Genomic DNA, 18,097 nt, shown 5'->3' with positions numbered 1-18,097 from the left:
CCGACATCTGTTTATTTAAGTTAGTTACTCATGTTGTTACTCATAAAAAAAGCCACTAGCAGTTGAGAAAGTTGTGCCAGTGGCTTAAATATCTTAAGGTTCCGCGATTAACTAATGCGGTTTTTACCTATGTTTTCATCTTGGTGTATGGTGACAGGCCAACCTGAAAATTGATTGTCAGGGTTGCCGTCTGCTACATCAACCAAGAAGCGATAAGCTTGCGCTGTATAGGTTTTTGCTTTGGTATCAAAAATAATGAAACCAAAACCACTGCCTTTTTCATGAGCTTGAATATAACGATTACCTGACTTGCCAACCATCGGATTACCGACGCCATAAACATAAATTTTGTTACCAAAACTATCTAAATATTCACCGGTTTGCGATAGCCCATGAGAAGGGCGGTTGTTCATAGGTAAACCAACGGCATCTGGACGCCACCATCTTGGCCAACCTGCGGCTATTGCAGGGGTACAGAACGCCCAATTACTGTCTCGTTGTTCATGTACGCCGTATTGTGAAATGGTGCCTAAATGAGTATCTCCACAAATATGTAATGCTTTAGATTCGCGCATTATTTCTATCGCACGGTTTCTGGCTGATGCTGGCCAGCCACTACTATCAAAATCATATTTTAAGTAACGATCGGGCTTAGGCTGATGAGTCGAAATACCGGCAAAAACGGTTTGACTTAATACCGCTTTAAGTGTGTGTCCACGCCAATCTTTGGCCCAGTTTTCTAAAAACTCTTCTTGGCGTTTACCTAATAATTGTAAATCTTCTCTGTCGTAAGCTGTATTTAAAAATGTAGGTGTTTCGCCTTCACCTGTTACACCAACTTCAATATTTAAACGCTCAGGGCCGCTTTTCCATTGTCGGTCCGCTAAAATTGCAAAGCTGACATCGCCGTATACCATATCCGTGTAATATACACTCATGTCACGAGCCGATGGTGCAGGGTCTATTGCATCAGGGTGATGCGCGGTATGGGTTTTATGTACCGCATTGAGCATACGAGTTGGGCTAATATAACCCCCTGCATTATCTGTTCTACCCGAAGCGATGGCTTTAGGACTCATTGATATGCCACTTTCACCCCATAAATTACCTTGTAAAATATCATGATCATCTGGCAAACAAACGGTCGGTGAGTTACGCATTGTTTCGCGGAACGACCAACCAAATTGATAAAATTTGCGTAAATAATTTAAGATTGCAGGTGCTGCAGGTGCACGGATAACATCAAAACCACCGTGGTTTTCATAAATTTGGTCGCCTGAAAAATAAACTAAATCTGGGTTCATTTTTACAACATTTTGCGCAACGGGCGCATAAGGAAATGCATAATCATTTTGGCACGTTAAACCTGCCATCCGCATTTTTCGCCCGACAGGATTGGCTCTAATGATACCTGCGTAAGTATCGGGTGTTTCAGTGCCATCTCGATGTTTTTCTCTATAAACGACTCGGTATTCAATGTCTTTACTTTCTTGCCAATTAGGAATATTGAATGTTGCAACCCAAGCATCAGGATCCAATTTAGCGATCCCAATAACTTGCCATTTTCCATCTTTATTGATTTCTAACTCGACATGATGGTTATCTTTGACGCCCATCGGACCCGTTAATGCACTCAACTTCATTATAAAGCCTTGTGCAGAACGTGAATCACTGAGTGTATACATGGTCCATAATATAGGACCAAATTTTTGGGCTTGTATATTACTAAATGCGTCACCCGCGATGGTCCAATCGGTAAATCGATAACGAGTACCTTGCGCAGGGCCGTCTCGGTCAGCTTTTGTTTTAAAGTTGCTGACAACAGCAACGTTACCAGTGACTTTTTCTACCGGAATAAAATCGGCTAAAGCGGCAATTTGCTCTCCTGTGTCTGCTAATGTGGCTACAATTTTAACCGCCATTACGCCAATACGAGGTTCTCCAGTTACCTGTAATTTAATTTTTTGTGTGCCAATTGGTTTTAATAATGGAGCGCTTAATTGACCTAAGACTAACTCGTTATTGATGATGCCTGCGTCGAAACCTGCTTGAACAAAGCAATTACTGCGGTATTCACTAATATCGCTTTGTATGCCTAATCTAATACTGGCTCCGCCATCAATACTGCCTTGCTGAACTTTGTTCACTATAACGGCTACATCAAATTTACCTTGAGTGTTGGTTAATTGATGCGGAAGTGAATGAATACTGCGTTGACCGCCAGTTGATAAACACTCAGCGCCGCCGTCTTTTATTTGCCAATTTTCCATCGGGTTAGCCCAATACTCACCACCTAACCAAATGCGATCGTGGGTATTGCGCCATTTATCTTGGCTTGGTGTATCAAGCAATGTAGCACTCATCATGTTTGATGGGCTCGGAGAGGTAGAAGCACAACCTATAGCACCGGTAGCGATGCCAGCAACAGCCAGCTTTAATGCTTGGCGACGTGAAATGTCATTTTTCATATTTAACCTTCTACTGTAATTACACTGAATAATCGTTAAGAACTTTATTTGTTCTTCTGCGTTTCTATACCTCAATAATAGAGGACAGATAGCTAAATATTTATCGAAACCTTTGAAAGCTGGATCCGTTTAATATTCAAAATAAACCGAGAAAATCAAATGAAATTGTTTAACGTTATAAAAATAAGCCAAAATTTAATTTATGATTCATTTTGAGTTAATTTACTTAGTGTTCGGTTTATAATTAAATGTTAACAAAATTATCTTTCTTGTAAAGCAATAATAATTGTTAGCCTTTAAGACCGATGATTTTTTTAAGTATTATACAAATAAACTTAATAACATTTAAGACTGTCTTAGTTATTGATTTAATTGCAAGCTGTTGTTTTTAAATTGTTTATTTTTTAATTTTGAACTTATCATGATATTTTAAATCAATATTTAATTCTATTTTAAAAATTTGACCTATATTTATGTTTCTACAAATAGCCTGTTAGATAATTTGTTTTTTGGTTAACTGGTTATGCTATTAATTCATATGGAATAAAGTTTTAAGATGTTTTTTGATGTGTTTATTGGGCTTGGTTAATTTATCTATCAAATTTGTTTTTTTGTTTGTATTGTTTATTGTGAACAATGGGTGGTTTGTATACACTGTTGAACTTAAATGATGCTAAATGCGTTTTTATGAGTTTCTTTTGCTATTTTTCTGCATTTTACTTTTTATTTTCAATTTAATAATACAACTAAGTTTAAATGCTTAAGTGTTCTTACTTTTTGGAGTTTGTTTATATGCGCCGTGTTGCTAAATTTATTCTATATTCTGCGATTTCAGTTAGCTTTATTGGATGTCAGACAAGCACTGAAAATAAAGCGAGTAAGCAAGATAAATTGCCTGTTAGCTTATCGGAATATGTCTATCAAGGTCAGCCTATCAATACATTACCTGTGGTTGAAGTTAATTTAGATATAAATCATGAGGTCGGCGGTATTGGTGAATTTGATCGGCGTAAATATATTAATGTACATGCAGGGATGGATGAACCTGATTGGTGGGGGAACAACCCACAAAGTCGAGGCAAGCCTAATGAGTCGGCTGATCTTATTCATGAATTTTTAGATGGTTATGATGTCTATTTAGGGCGTAATACGGGCGGGATCTCGGGCGCTTTGCGCTGGCGTGCTAAAGAAGATGCTAATCGACCCGGTTTTGTTGATGCCGACCACCTAAAACAAACGGGTGATAAATTTAAGCGTGATTTTACCTTTAATAAATCTGATAAAGCGAAAGACACTCGCAGTATTGAGCATCGTGGTACCGACATGATTATTGCTGCCCAATTGCATCCGTTCTGGCCTGATGGTAAAAAAACATCGCAAGGTTGGTCTTTTTCACAAACGGATACTGCTGCCGAACCGTTAGGGACGGCGACGGGTCATTACATGGCTGAATATTTAACCCATTTTTATAAACAAGATGCAGCTGAACCTTATGGAAAAGCAAAACCTAAATTCATAGAAATAATCAATGAACCTTTATTTGAGTTGACTGATTTTCCGAAAGGTAAACCTGTTGATCCACAGAAAGTGTTTCATTTTCATAACAGCGTTGCAAAGCAAATTAAAGCACAACATAGTGATGTGTTAGTGGGAGGGTATACAGCGGCATTCCCTGATTTTGATAAGAAAAATTTTAAGCGTTGGGAAGAGCGCCATAAAGCCTTTATTGATATAGCGGGCGAAAATATGGATTTCATCTCGCTGCACTTATATGACTTTCCGGCGCATAATAAGCGCCAAAAATACCGCAAAGGCAGCAATGTTGAAGCGACATTTGATATGTTAGAACAATATACTCAGATGAAATTAGGTGCTGTTAAACCTATTGTTATCTCTGAGTTTGGTTCGCAAGTGCATACTATGCGTGGTCAACCATGGCAGCCAGCACGTGATTGGCAAAAAGTTAATTCGACTAACGCACTTTATATGACTTTTTTAGACAAGCCTGATCGTATTTTAAAAACCATGCCTTTTATTATTTTAAAAGGTGAGTGGGGTCGTCAAGCGTTTCCATATCAAACGCGCTTATTACGCCAAAAATTTGAAGGAGAGGGTGAAACGGGTGATGAGTGGGTTTACACCGGACTCGTTACGGTTTATCAGTTATGGTCGGATGTTAAAGGTAAACGTGTAGATTCTAAATCAAGTGACCTGGACTTAGTCGTTGATAGTTATGTAGAGGGTAAAACAGCATACGTTATTGTGAATAACTTAGATTTTGCCGCGCAAGACTTTCAACTCGCTAAATTAAAATTGGCCGGTAACCCAATTCAAAAAGTCCAAATCAAACATTCATTTGCTGATGCCAAGCAAGTCCCTGTATTGTCAGACAACCATTATGCTCATTTACCTGATGCATTAACTATTAATGCTGAAGCCACCATGGTGGTTAAAATTGACTATCAAAACCCAATTAACGTCGATCAAAAATTAATTGAAAGCAAGTATTATAGTGATACCTATAAGCAAGCCATTGTGGCTAATAAAACACTTAATTTTAAGCTAGAGGGGGTTAAATTAGCGGACAATGCTGAAGCGGTATTACGGCTTGGTATTGGTCGTGCACATAATAAACAATTATTACCTACATTAATGGTTAATGGCACTCAGGTTACTATTTCAGCTGATGTACGGGGTGATGAGCAATTTTTGCAAGGTAAAGGTCGACCGACTTTTTTTGGTGTTGTTGAAGTGCCTGTACCCGCTGAACTCATAAAGGAGAATAACGAGGTTACGTTAACGTATCCTGATTCTGGTGGCTTTATAACAACGGTAACTCTGCAATATTTTGCGGCTACTCGTCCTTTAGACCGTGTGCTGTAATATGGGGTGTTTATTGTAATATAAGGCCTTGTTGAACTTTCGCGGACAATTTTGGGGTATGAATTAGCATTACTTCGTGGTTTTAATTGTCTTTCACATATTGGGCTAACAGAGGTTAGCCCTTTTTGTTTATAGCCCAAAGGGTGAGCAAACGATTAAACGTGATTATTGACGAGATTAATGCGCTACCGCTTATATTCACCATTTATAACCGACTTTAATGTTTTTTATAATTTTCATTTCTTAATTTTCATGTATATCGACTGACTTAGGTATAATGCTGATTCAACAATAAATATAAATGATAACCGGAATTTTTAAATGGCGTTTTTATCTGAGCTTGGTTACATCGGCTTATTTTTATCGGCTTTTTTAGCCGCCACAATATTGCCGCTAAGTTCTGAAATTGTATTAACGACTTTACTTTTGTCTGGATTATCACCTAACAACCTGGTCTTTGTGGCAACAATCGGTAATGTTTTGGGGTCTTTAACCAATTATGGTTTGGGCTATTGGGCTAGTATCAACCTCATTAAAAAATGGCTAAAAATGTCTGAAGCCGAATTTGAAAAAGCAGAGCAGCGTTTTTCAAAATATGGTGTGTTTTTATTATTATTTTCGTGGGTGCCGATTATTGGTGATCCATTGACCGTCGTGGCCGGTGTTTTACGCATTCGTTTATTATGGTTTGTTTTGCTTGTCACGTTAGGTAAATTTTTACGCTATACCTTTGTTGCCTATATCTCCCTTAACATTGCTAATTAGCTTTCGATAATGTATCAATATTTACGCTATATTCGATAGCTTTTTACGTTAGAATTCGCTTTCCTCAATTATCGGTCTCTCTTTGCATGCATTTATCTGCTTATTTTAAGAATATATTTAATTTTCTACCTATTGGTGTTTGGTATATGTTGTTATCCGCCTTTGGGTTTGCACTGATGGCGGTGTGTGTAAAAGAGGTGAGTACGGCTGGCATCCCAGTATTAGAGATAGTTGCAGCACGCGCTATTGTGTCTATTTTTTTGAGTTATGCTGATATTAAACGTAAGAAAATATCGTTGTGGGGCGTAAATAAACCGTTTTTAATTGCGCGTGGCGTTGTTGGCGCATTCGCTTTAATGTGTGTTTACTATTCAATTACGACTTTGCCGTTAGCTGAAGCGACAATTCTGCAATATCTAAACCCTGTGTTTACTGCCATTTTGGCGTATTTTTTTATGAAAGAACGCATTCAATTATCGACTATTACCTGCATCTTGCTGTGTTTATTAGGTCTTTTTGCCATTGTTTTACCTAATTTTAATCAAGACCATATTGTGCATTACCCGTGGTTTAGTATTGCCATGGGGATATTAGGTGCATTTGGTAGCGGTGTTGCTTACATTTTAATTAAAAAGTTAACTAAAACGGATGATAGCTCGGTTATTGTGTTTTATTTTCCGTTTATTGCGTTACCTATTTCAGTGGTATTGCTCGGTAGTGATTTTGTTATGCCGACGTTACCTATTTTAGGTTTGCTTATTTTAGTTGGTATTTTTACCCAAGTGGGTCAATTAGGCTTAACTAAGTCAATGCAAAGTGAAGTGGCTAGTAAAGCTACGGCATATTCCTATGTACAGGTCGTATTTGCGATTTTTTTAGGTTGGTTATTTTTTGCCGAGGTGCCTACATTATCGACTCTAATAGGCGGTGGTTTGATTATGGCTGGCGCGTTTATTAATGTCTTTTGGAAACGGTAGTTTGTATGCGTATTATTCTATTTTAGAGTGGCTTTATTCCTGTTGGCACTAAGTTCATTGGTCACCGTAGGCTCATCTATAAATCAAGTTCAGGTTATTAAAAAGCAGGCCAAATAAAGGCAGCTCATTGTAGCTGCCTTGCGTATATGTTCATTATGTCATTTGAGTTATAGTCAAAGCGATCGGGTTTTAGGGGAAGCCGTCAAGCTTCGAGACGCCATGAGCATATGCTCTATTATGTGATTGGGGCGAGTAAGCGCTGACAATGAACCATAAAACCTGAGCGAGAAGACTATATTACACATAAAATATACGGTGGGTTAATCGTGTGTTTGCTCAAGAGCATAAAATGTAGCTTGAACGTAATCGTCACTATCGCCACTGTTATTTTGGTTATAAACACCCGCTTTGAAGTACATGTAGTCTTCTTTAGTGTCGCCGTCACTATTTACATAGTAACCGTCATAGCCACTGTTGCTCATATCAACAATTTCAGTGATGGTTGCTTTGCCTTCACGAAGAAGTTTTACCGTCATAGTGGTGCCGTTGACATCAATTTCATAACTGAATTTTTCATTAAGCGCGATCCCGTCAGATGGCTCATCAGCTGAACTTGAACGGCTACCAATCATTTCGTACCACTGTTCATCATTTCCATTACTGGGCTCATGAGCAAAATAGATAGAACCTTTGCTGTGGCCTGGCAATAAACGGTAGTACAAACGGATAGGCTCATCACTTGCTGCGTGAATTTGACCCACAATAACACGGCCGCGCTGGCTTGAATCACCCGTTGTTGTAACATGGTTTACGGCAAGGGTGGCTTTCATGTTGCCATCTACACCACCCGCTGCACTTCTTTGGCTGCTTGGTGCATTACTAAATACCCAGTTATTTTTGTTAACCCCGCTGGTAGCAATAGAGGTATCGCCTGCGCGTAACATTTCACGTAATTCAGTACGTGTGTAGCTTGTATTCGTTGATGTTTTGTAACCATCTACATAACATTTGAATACCATGCCACCGTCAGAGCCTGTATAGAAATAACTGTTGTCTTCGTAACCTGCATTAAGCGCGTCTTCTTTAATGCTGTCGGCTGTACCACTGTTGTCTTCATCGGTTGGTACACTTAAATACCATTCACTTAAATTAAAATTCTCTGAAGGGGCTTTGTTTGGATCTAAATCACCTGGTTGAGGGATAATAGGTGAGTCGCCATTGTCGTACACTTTTACTTCAGTGATGTTAGTCCACGTTGAGCCTGCGCTATTTGAAAAGGTTTTAATACGGACTTGCTGTGCATCAATGTCTGTTACATCAAACATTTCGATGCCTGCGGTGTTACCGCTACTGACATCGTCAAATACTTTAGTCCATGCTCCGCTTGTACCCGGACGTGCATACACTTCAAATGTGTGAGAGCGTGAATCGCCTTGTCCCCAAGCTATGCCTAAATCAGTAACGGTTTCAACTTGATCCAATTGAATGGTTAAATTGACTGGTGACCCTGATGCAGCCCAACGAGATGACCAAGCTGTACTGTCATCAATTGTGTTAATGGCAGGGTAACTACCGTGACCTGTACCGTCGTCAAACGCCGTGTTTATGTTTAATTCATTCCCAGTTGCGTTACCCGGTGAATTGCCATATATTTCAACTTCTTTAATATCGGTCCAGTCAGTGCCGGCACTATTTGAGAATGTTTTAACCCGTATTTGTTGCGCGTCAATGTTGGTGATGTCATACACTTCAATGCTTGACGTTGTGCCCGTACTAACGTCGTCATAGACTTTAGTCCAAGCTCCGCTAGTTGCTGCGCGAGCCCATATTTCAAATTCGAAGGTACGCCCGCCGCCGCGTCCCCAAGATATACCCACTTCAGTTACGGTTTGAACCGAATCTAAGTTGAGTTGTAGATTAACCGGTGAGCCTGAAGCTGCCCAACGAGATGACCAACTTAAGCTACCATCAATTGTTTTTGATGCTGGGTAGCTCGCATGGCTATTTCCCCAATCAAGTGCTTCATTGATATTTAGAGTAACGCCATGTGCAAACGACGAGCTTAAAGCCAGCGTTGCCAGACCAAGTGTTTTAAAAATTTTCATGAGATTTGTCCATAAATTAAAATTATTGTTGTGGTGATCCGAGACTGCATCTGAAACTTATTTAAATTGGACTTACCAATATAGTGTGTTTTTAGAATGTCGGATTGTTCATTTTGGTTGTTTTATTTGTTTTACCAAAATGTAAACAAAGGTTATCAGTGTGTTATAAATAGATCAACGGTAAAATATTTAATTTTTATTAAATAAGGGGATTTATTTGTTTTATTTATTTAAGGTTCTGATATTTATGGTTTTATATTTTTTATGTTTGGTGTTTTATTGGTAACACCAATAAGGGTGGCTATGTAAGGGGTGTCTTGTGGTTTACTGGCGCTACTATGTTTTATCTGGGATTTGTCTGGTTTTTAAGCATGTCGATATTAAATTGGTAATTTAGGTTGATACGGCGTTTGTATTAAGGGACTGTTTCACATTATTTAAAAAGTATTCAACTTCAGGAAAGTACTCTAAAACTTTTGGTATATAATGCGTAAAGAATGTTAATTAAGCCTTAATGTTACTATTCGCCTAAAATATACTCAGCTGACTTCAAGATGAGCTGAACGAGTATCTTGAAGTCACTTGAGTATAAATATCCACCTCAAAATAATAACTATCCAACACAAAGGACTTTGTATGTTGAACTTAAAACACATCGTTTTAACTATGTCTACCTGCCTTACATTAAGTGCATGCAGTATTGATGATAACGATAATAATAATCAATCTGATCTATTGAATGACGAGTTGAGACAAGTCATTTCAGCCCAAAACATAAAGGTATTAACGGTCCCCGATTCTACGCCTTCTGTTGAATCTAATATTGTGCAGCTCGGTAAAAAACTCTTTTTTACTAAAGCGCTCAGCGGCAATATGGACACAGCTTGCGCGAGCTGTCATCACCCAAATTTAGGTGGCGGTGATGATTTACCCTTGCCAATTGGTGTTGAAGCGTTAAACACCGAATTGCTCGGGCCAGGCCGTTTGCATGCGGCAACGGGCGGGCATCATGACGGTGGTCCAACCGTACCAAGAAATGCCCCCACAACATTTAATTTTGGTTTTTACGATAAAGCTATTTTTCATGATGGGCGCATTGAAAATCATGCGAGTTCGCCTGCGCGCGGTGGTGTTAATGATCCAATCAGAACCCCTGATGTTATGTTTGCAGATGATGACCCTAAAGCAGGAGCAAACCTTGCGGCTGCGCAAGCGCGTTTTCCTGTCACGTCGGCAGAAGAAATGCGAGGTTTTACATTTGAAGCCAATAACAGTAACGCCGACGTTCGAGCACATTTACAAGCGCGATTACAGGGTACTAATAATGAGTTAGCTAAAAATGAATGGTTAATTGAATTCCAAACTGGTTTTTCAGATACCAATGGTACTGCAGAATCATTAATCACGTTTGATAATATTGCTTTTGCGATGGGAGAGTACGAACGCTCTCAGGTGTTAGTTGATATCCCATGGCATGATTATTTAAATGGCGATAATAATGCGATTAGTGAGAGTGCAAAACGAGGCGCCTTATTATTTTACAACTCAGCTGACGCCGGTGGTTTTGGTTGTGCAAGTTGCCATTCTGGTGCCTTTTTTACCGATGAAAAATACCATGTTATTGCGATCCCACAAATAGGCCGCGGTAAAGGTGATGGAGTGACCGGTGATGATGATTTTGGCCGATTCAGAGAGACTAAAGTTGAAGATGATAAGTATGCGTTTAGAACGTCACACTTAGTCAATATTACTGATACCGCACCTTATGGTCATGATGGCGCTTACGCAACATTGAATGATATGGTTAAACACCATTTAAATGCCGAGCAAGCTATTGCTGACTATGTGGCTGCGGATGTTCAAACGGGGATCCAAACGGATAACTGGCAAGCTAATACAAATGCGGCTCTCGCTCAGTTAAAATCGTTGCGAACTCAAGGTAAATCTCAGTTATTAGACCACAGCTTTACTGAAACGGATGTGGATGATGTAGTTGCATTTTTAAAAGCACTTGAAGATCCGTGTACACAATCACCTTCTTGTATGAATAAGTGGTCACCCGCTGCAGATGAAGCAGACCCAGATGGTTTACGCTTAATTGCCGTTGATGCTCAGGGTAATTTATTGTAAAAACGAAGGCGGATTAACGTTCAATTGAGATACTAAATTGAAACACTTAGTCCGCTTTTTTATGATGTGTATTTAAGATGTTATTAATGTATGAAACTAGTGCGCTAAACTAATGCACTAAACCTGTTTTTAGCGTGAATTTATCACGTTTTTATGTGATTTACCGATTTTTCAATGACGATCGCTATTGATTTTGAAGTGGGGGTATAAGAATCATCACCAAAACTATCAATTGGGATCAATGGGTTTGTCTCAGGGTAATAGGCTGCTGCATTGCCCCGTGGAATATCATAAAAAACGATCTCAAATCCATCGACTTTCCGAGTTATATTATCTGACCAAATTGAGGTTAGACTGACTAAATCTCCCGCCTTCACCTTCAATTTTTTAGCATCTTTTTGATTTATCAAGACAATGTTGCGCTTATTGAATATACCTCGATAGCGATCATCCATACCATATATTGTTGTGTTGTATTGATCATGCGAACGCAGGGTTTGTAGCGTCAAAACCGGTAACGTTTGTTTATCTATCTGGGTATGTATCTGGTTAGGAAAAATACTCGCCGGTAACTGACTCGCGCTAAAGTTAGCTTTATTATTAACCGTTTGCCATTGCAGTTGATGAGCCGAATTAGTTAAGTGGAAACCACCTGGGGCGTTTAATCGTTGATTAAAATTAGTAAAACCTTTGATTGTCTTGGCGATTAATTCACGAATATCATCGTAGTTGTTAGTGAGTGATAACCAATCTACTGGACTGTTTTGCAATGTTGCATGGGCGATGTGTGCAATAATTGACACTTCTGACTGCACATCTTTAAGGGTGACTGGGGTGTTACCTTGCGAGGCATGCACCATACTAAACGTATCTTCTACGGTAATATGTTGTAAACCTGATTTTTGCTTATCTTGTTCTGTGCGGCCTAAACACGGCAATATCAGTGCGGCTTGACCTATTTGTAGATGACTGCGATTGAGTTTGGTACTTATTTGTATACTAAGTTCACTTTGCTGCAAAGCTTGATAAGTATATTGCGTATCAGGGGCCGCTGCCGCGATATTGCCGCCTAAACAGATAAGCATTTTACTGTTTTTTTCGGTTAACGATTTTAATGCGTAATGCACGTTGTGTCCTGCGGTATAAGGTAACTCAACGTTATAAAAATTGGCTAATGTGGTAATAAATTCGGCAGTGGGCTTTTCGTTGATGCCCATGGTGCGATTGCCTTGCACATTGCTGTGGCCACGCACAGGGCATAAGCCTGCTCCCTTTTTACCTATGTTACCGGTGAGCAGCTGTAAATTTACGATCTCTTTTATCGTATCAACTGAATGTTTGTGCTGTGTAATGCCCATTGCCCAGGTACAAATAACATTAGGCGCTTCAGCGATTGTCTTAGCGGCTTGAGCTATTTCAGTTTGTGCCAACCCCGATTGCTCTGTGATTTGTGACCAAGTTGTTTGTTTAACCGCATTTAAATAATCCGTTAAATTTGCGGTATGCTGTTTGATAAATTGATGATCAATTCGATCAGGAAAATCAGTTAATAAGCATTTAACAATACCGCGGATCACGGCCATGTCGCCACCTAATCTGGGTGTGAAATAAGCGTGGCTGATGGTTGTCGCTTTGGATGTGAGCAGTTCAATGGGATCTTGCGGACTGGCAAACTTCTTTAAAGCCACTTCTTTTAAGTTATTGAAACTGAGTATTTTACAACCGCGTTTAGCGGCTTTGCGTAATGTATTCATCATACGGGGGTGATTTGTACCCGGGTTTTGCCCAAAAACCAAAATGGCATCTGCATGATCAAAGTCATCTAATATGACCGTGCCTTTACCCACGCCAATGACTTCATTTAGGGCAACCCCACTGGCTTCATGGCACATATTTGAGCAATCTGGAAAATTATTAGTGCCATACAGACGACCGAATAATTGATATAAATACGAAACTTCATTACTGGCTCGACCCGAAGTATAAAATTCGGCTTGGTTTGGGTTTTCTAAGCTATTTAATTTTTGGGCAATGATTTGATAGGCTTGTTGCCAAGGTATGGCTTCGTAATGATCGGTTTGTGGGTTATACCGTAATGGCTCTTCAATTCGGCCTTGGTATTCTAACCAATAATCACTTTGCTTCATTAATTGCGTGACACTATATTGAGCAAAAAAATCAGCCCCGATTTGTTTATTGGTTGATTCCCAAGCAATGGCTTTAGCGCCGTTTTCACAAAATTGAAAAACACCTTCTTTGCTGTCGCCCCAAGCACAACCCGGACAATCAAAACCTTTACTTTGTTGATTTACATTGAGTAAATTTTTGATATTGGCGCCTGCTTTATGGCTTTGTAACACATGTTTAAGTGTAGATTGCACTGATGGCATTCCACCTGCTTTAGTTGACGCTTTTTTGAGTGACATAGTTAAATTCTATTGTGATTATTGATAAGTCGTTGCGTAAAAAACTCAATACGCTTGGGTCTGATTTATTTGAGTTAAAAAAGTAAGACCGTTTTTAATGCATGAGTGTTAGGCTCATCGGGTTTATAACGTTGAGCAGAATAGGTTGCTCGGTGGTAATAAATAGGTAAATCTTTTCTTGGTATGTGAATTAAATTTAAGTTGGCTTTAGCGGCCGTTTTAACCGCGAGCTGACTGGGCGATGCAAGGCTAATTAAATTGCTGACCTGTGCCTTTATCGCTTTTTGTACTAACTCAATACTGCATCGACTCGTGACTAAAATACTGGCATTTTGCCTGAGGTATTTATGGGTTAGGGCCGTGCCTATTATTTTATCAACTGCGTTATGCCGCCCGATGTCTTCGCGGCAAGTGAGTATTTTACCTTGTGGGTTTAACCAAAAAGCGGCATGAATAGCTCCTGTTTGTTGGCCTTTTATTTGCCATTGGTTTAATTCATTTTTAATGTGTAATAATTGTGATTTTTTTAAAGGTGCTTGAGTGTGCAATAAATGGGTTGTTAAGGGGGGGAAGGCATGCTCAATGGCTTTTTTTCCGCACAAGCCACAACCGGTTGTGCCTTTTATTTGTCGTTGCTGATGTTTTAAACGAGTAAAGCAGCGTTGTGCAACTTCAATATTGATTTGCACGTGCTCATCGAGCTTCTGTATTTGAATATCGTGGACATCGTAAACGTATTCAATGATGCCTTCACTCAGTAAAAAACCGATTGCATAATCATCGAGATCGTCTGGAGTTGCCATCATTACCGCGTAGTTAAGCCCATTAATATTGATCGCAATAGGGCTTTCCTCAACGAGTTGTTCTATTGGGTTGTTTATAAGCATTTGATGATTAAACTCGACTCAGTTTGTCGCTTTATTTTAGTGTAAACTTAATAGCTAAAATAATTGATTATCTGAATGATTTAATAGTTTTTAGCTATCAACTTTATCGAGCATAGGTAATAAGGTCAATAATGGATTTTAAACAACTTGAGTATTTTTGTGCGCTGGCACGCGAAAAACATTTTGCAAAAGCCGCCAAAGCTTGTTTTATCACACAGCCTACTTTATCAAATAGTATTAAAAAGTTAGAAGCTGAACTTAATGTGGAATTGGTGATACGTGGGCATAATTTTATAGCGTTGACGACTGAAGGTCAGCACTTTTTAATAAAAGCTGAAGCGTTAATCGCTGATTATCATGAACTAAAGCGAAGTTTAAATACCAAATCAGGCCAATTGCAAGGTATTTTAAGAGTGGGTGTTGTTCCTCAATGCCAGTTAGATATCATTCCTTTGATCAAATCTTTTAGAGATGTTTACCCCAATGTTAAAGTGCAAATGGCAGTGTTGACTAACCAACAAATAATGGAACAACTTGCCAATCATGCCATCGATTTAGGGCTTGGGTTTCAGCACGCAATGAATAACGCGTCTCGTGGTAAGTTTGATGTTCATTTTCAGGGTCAAGTTAAATTAGCGGTATTGTTGACGGATAAGGCTAATCAAGCAATGCAAGTGGCTGGTTTACCATCAAAGCGATCAGCGCCAAAAAATGCTCAAACACAGAGCAAGCCCATAAGTAAGCCAGCAAAAATTTTATTACAAGATATCACAACGTTTCCGTTATGTTTGCTCAGCCAAGATATGCAATTTAGGCAGTACATTGATGAGTTATTACAGCCTTTACAAAAAAAGGTCGATATTGTGTTTGAAACGAATTCTGTATTTCATTTAATTAGCGCCGTTAAAGCAGGCATCGGTTGTGCACTTGTGACGTTAGAAACCGCTAAACATGCTGAATTACCGTACCGAGAAATATCGGAAGCATTTGAAGTGGCTGAAACCGTTTTGATCGCTCGTCGTAAAAATAACTCGCTAGTCTCTACCGTTTTTATTGAACATTGCTTAAGGTAAATATACTCAAGTAACTGCAACAAGCTTCATTTGCATCTTGAAGTCGCACCTTGAAGTCGCACCTTGAAGTTATTAGGCGTAAATTAAAGCATATAACTAATTAGACCTTTATAGATAAACTAAATGTTGAACATATTAATGACTTTGCGTCATAATAACTAAAGTTTATAAAATCTATTTGAATCAATAACTTTATGCATAAGGCAACTACACTGACGTAGCGGGTTTTGTGGGTAAAGTGTTGAAGTCTAGTTAAGCTTTCTTAATTAGACTAACAGGGGCTTTTTGGATTTATTACTAATGTAGGTTTATTTCTTGGGTTTGTTATACGTGTGTGTTCAAGATAGGTCGTCATTTTTAATTGTTTTCTGAAAAGTCCCGAACGATGCAGCCCAGTATTTGATACGCTCCGGGGGGAGATTAGGGCTGCATTTCGTTCAACGGCTCAGCCCATCCTTTACTTATTATTCATTCTTCCGAACGTTTACCGTTGACCTTTCATATTATGAGAACGGTTCCAAACCTAGCCAATGATTGCTTCTGCGAGCAGTTTATGTCTTTGGATGCTATTACCTAAGTGTGCTTTAACGGCTTGTCGAGCAAGATCCGGATTTTTTGATTTGATTGAATCCGCTATTTCACGGTGCTCTTGTTGAATTATTTCTAAAAAGTTTTCAACAAAAGGTTCTGGATTATTTTGGGTGATAATATCGCGAGCCGGTATAACGCCAGAGCCTATGTAATCAATAAAACGCGTGAAATATGGGTTACCCGATGCATCCGCTATCGCTTTATGAAAATTAAGGTCTTCAGTTACCGCATCTTCTCCTTTTGCGATCTTATCTTCCATTTTATGCATCCAGTCATATATCTCAGTGATTTGAGAGCGACTGTGGTTTTCGGCTGCCATGGCGCACATTTCTACTTCAACCGATAAGCGTAGCTCTAATATTTGGATCGCATTATGAATACATTCAAATTCAGACGCGGTAATTTCAAATGTATTTGTTGTGGTTTTTTCGATAACAAAAACACCAACGCCTTGCTTACTGTCGACCCAGCCTTCAGCTTTTAATTGTGCAATCGCTTCTCGCACAACGCTGCGACTCACACCTGCTTGTTGTTCTATGTCTTTAGAGGCGGGTATTTTTTCACCCACTTTAAAATTCCCTTTCACAATTTCATCACGTAATGATTCAGCAAGCTCACTGGCCAAACTGCGTGATTTTTTTACCTGACTTAATTGGAAGTGACTCATTTTAAATTATCTCTGGGTTGTTTTTCATCAACGCCATCAAGCGTTAATCATTAAAGTATGCGTTAAAATAATTTTACCGCGCTCAATTCCTGTATTGCAACATGTTAACAACACATAAGGTGATCTCTTATTTATATCGGTCTAAATTAGAGCAATAAGTGTGTTTTATTTAATAACAAGTTAAAAACAAGGTATTTACACGCGTGTAAAAAGTGTTAAAACATAATGTGCTCTTGCTTATTTAATATCTGTTAATAAATTACATATGTCAATGCTTGTCATTTTGTCATGTTGTATGATAACCTGACAAAACTAAGTCAAATTACTTTAATTACTTTATGGGTTACTAATTATGCAAAATGAACTTTTTTCTTTAGAAGGCAAAACAGCTTTAGTTACTGGCGCGAGCCGAGGCTTAGGTCAAGCTCTCGCTTTAGGTTTAGCAAAAGCCGGCGCGGTGGTTATTTGTGCAAGTTCTTCAGCTGGTGGCACAGATAAAACGGTTGGCCTAATAACAGAAGCGGGTGGCGTAGCACATAGTTTAGCTGCTGACCTTTCAGATACTGACGCCGTGACTAAGCTTGCTGAAGATGCATTAGCAATCACGGGCAAAGTTGATGTGCTTGTTAATAACGGCGGTACTATTTCTCGTTACCCTGCTGCTGAGTACCCTATCGAAGAATTTCAAAAAGTCATTAACGTTAATTTGAATTCTGTTTTCCAATTAAGCCAATTAATCGGCCGTGAAATGATTAAAAATGGCGGCGGTAAAATTGTAAATATTGCATCAATGCTTTCTTTCTCTGGTGGTATGACGGTTCCAGCCTATACAGCGAGTAAACATGGTGTTTCGGGTATCACACGTGCTTTAGCCAATGAGTGGGCTGCCAGTAATGTTCAAGTTAATGCGATTGCCCCTGGTTATTTCAGAACGGATAACACGCAAGCTTTACAAGACAACCCTGAGCGTAATGCACAAATTCAAGCTCGCATTCCAGCTGGCGAATGGGGTGAGCCTGAGCAATTAGTGGGCGCGGCTGTTTTCTTAGCTACTTCGGCTAGTGACTATGTAAACGGTCATATCTTAGCGGTTGATGGTGGTTGGTTAGCACGCTAGTTTTTAAC

At 39.2% G+C, this 18,097-nt stretch carries 11 protein-coding genes; 6 read left to right on the top strand and 5 right to left on the bottom strand.

Translation table 11 applies throughout. From position 1 onward, the window contains the following. Positions 1–107: 107 nt before the first annotated feature. On the bottom strand, positions 108–2,468 hold the full coding sequence (locus tag DPX34_RS11480; RefSeq protein ID WP_111978570.1) for an alkaline phosphatase D family protein: 2,361 nt from the start codon (positions 2,466–2,468) through the stop codon (positions 108–110). A 792-nt stretch (positions 2,469–3,260) separates the two neighbouring features. Between DPX34_RS11480 and DPX34_RS11475 the strand changes: the two genes are divergently transcribed. The 3 genes from DPX34_RS11475 to DPX34_RS11465 all read left to right on the top strand — a co-directional run bounded on the left by DPX34_RS11475 (position 3,261) and on the right by DPX34_RS11465 (position 7,093). Beyond that, positions 3,261–5,351 carry an agarase gene (locus DPX34_RS11475; RefSeq protein ID WP_111978569.1) on the top strand — a complete coding sequence of 697 codons (2,091 nt, stop codon included), beginning with the start codon at positions 3,261–3,263 and terminating at the stop codon, positions 5,349–5,351. 321 nt (positions 5,352–5,672) lie between these two features. Beyond that, complete coding sequence (locus DPX34_RS11470) at positions 5,673–6,116, top strand: YqaA family protein (RefSeq protein ID WP_111978568.1); 444 nt, start codon at positions 5,673–5,675, stop codon at positions 6,114–6,116. Between the two features lie 86 nt (positions 6,117–6,202). Continuing rightward, a complete protein-coding gene (locus tag DPX34_RS11465) occupies positions 6,203–7,093 on the top strand; it encodes a DMT family transporter (protein WP_269815523.1) in 891 nt (296 codons plus the stop codon). Positions 7,094–7,413: 320 nt separating this feature from the next. On the opposite strand, the gene DPX34_RS11460 is transcribed toward DPX34_RS11465, so the two are convergent. Then, positions 7,414–9,198 carry a polysaccharide lyase family 7 protein gene (locus DPX34_RS11460; protein ID WP_111978566.1) on the bottom strand — a complete coding sequence of 595 codons (1,785 nt, stop codon included), beginning with the start codon at positions 9,196–9,198 and terminating at the stop codon, positions 7,414–7,416. Between the two features lie 636 nt (positions 9,199–9,834). Here DPX34_RS11460 and DPX34_RS11455 point away from each other — a divergent pair. Continuing rightward, entirely contained in the window at positions 9,835–11,328 is a 1,494-nt protein-coding gene (locus DPX34_RS11455; protein ID WP_111978565.1) for a cytochrome-c peroxidase, read from the top strand. 143 nt (positions 11,329–11,471) lie between these two features. On the opposite strand, the gene DPX34_RS11450 is transcribed toward DPX34_RS11455, so the two are convergent. Both DPX34_RS11450 and fdhD read right to left on the bottom strand, forming a co-directional pair. Further along, positions 11,472–13,754, bottom strand: a complete 2,283-nt coding sequence (locus tag DPX34_RS11450; protein ID WP_111978564.1) for an FdhF/YdeP family oxidoreductase — start codon at positions 13,752–13,754, stop codon at positions 11,472–11,474. A gap of 74 nt (positions 13,755–13,828) precedes the next feature. Then, positions 13,829–14,641 carry a formate dehydrogenase accessory sulfurtransferase FdhD gene (gene fdhD / locus DPX34_RS11445; RefSeq protein WP_111978563.1) on the bottom strand — a complete coding sequence of 271 codons (813 nt, stop codon included), beginning with the start codon at positions 14,639–14,641 and terminating at the stop codon, positions 13,829–13,831. A 131-nt stretch (positions 14,642–14,772) separates the two neighbouring features. On the opposite strand from fdhD, the gene DPX34_RS11440 reads away from it, so the two are divergent. After that, the gene (locus DPX34_RS11440; protein ID WP_111978562.1) at positions 14,773–15,714 is read left to right on the top strand and encodes a LysR family transcriptional regulator; all 942 of its coding nucleotides are present in this window, start codon (positions 14,773–14,775) and stop codon (positions 15,712–15,714) included. Between the two features lie 523 nt (positions 15,715–16,237). Here DPX34_RS11440 and DPX34_RS11435 read toward each other — a convergent pair. Then, on the bottom strand, positions 16,238–16,972 hold the full coding sequence (locus DPX34_RS11435; RefSeq protein ID WP_111978561.1) for a FadR/GntR family transcriptional regulator: 735 nt from the start codon (positions 16,970–16,972) through the stop codon (positions 16,238–16,240). 352 nt (positions 16,973–17,324) lie between these two features. Between DPX34_RS11435 and kduD the strand changes: the two genes are divergently transcribed. Continuing rightward, positions 17,325–18,089 carry a 2-dehydro-3-deoxy-D-gluconate 5-dehydrogenase KduD gene (gene kduD / locus DPX34_RS11430; RefSeq protein ID WP_111978560.1) on the top strand — a complete coding sequence of 255 codons (765 nt, stop codon included), beginning with the start codon at positions 17,325–17,327 and terminating at the stop codon, positions 18,087–18,089. Positions 18,090–18,097 lie beyond the last annotated feature (8 nt).

It is taken from the genome of Algibacillus agarilyticus (assembly GCF_003286125.1).
GTDB classification, from domain to species: Bacteria; Pseudomonadota; Gammaproteobacteria; order Enterobacterales; family Alteromonadaceae; genus Algibacillus; species Algibacillus agarilyticus.
This window is presented reverse-complemented; position numbering and strand designations above follow the sequence as displayed.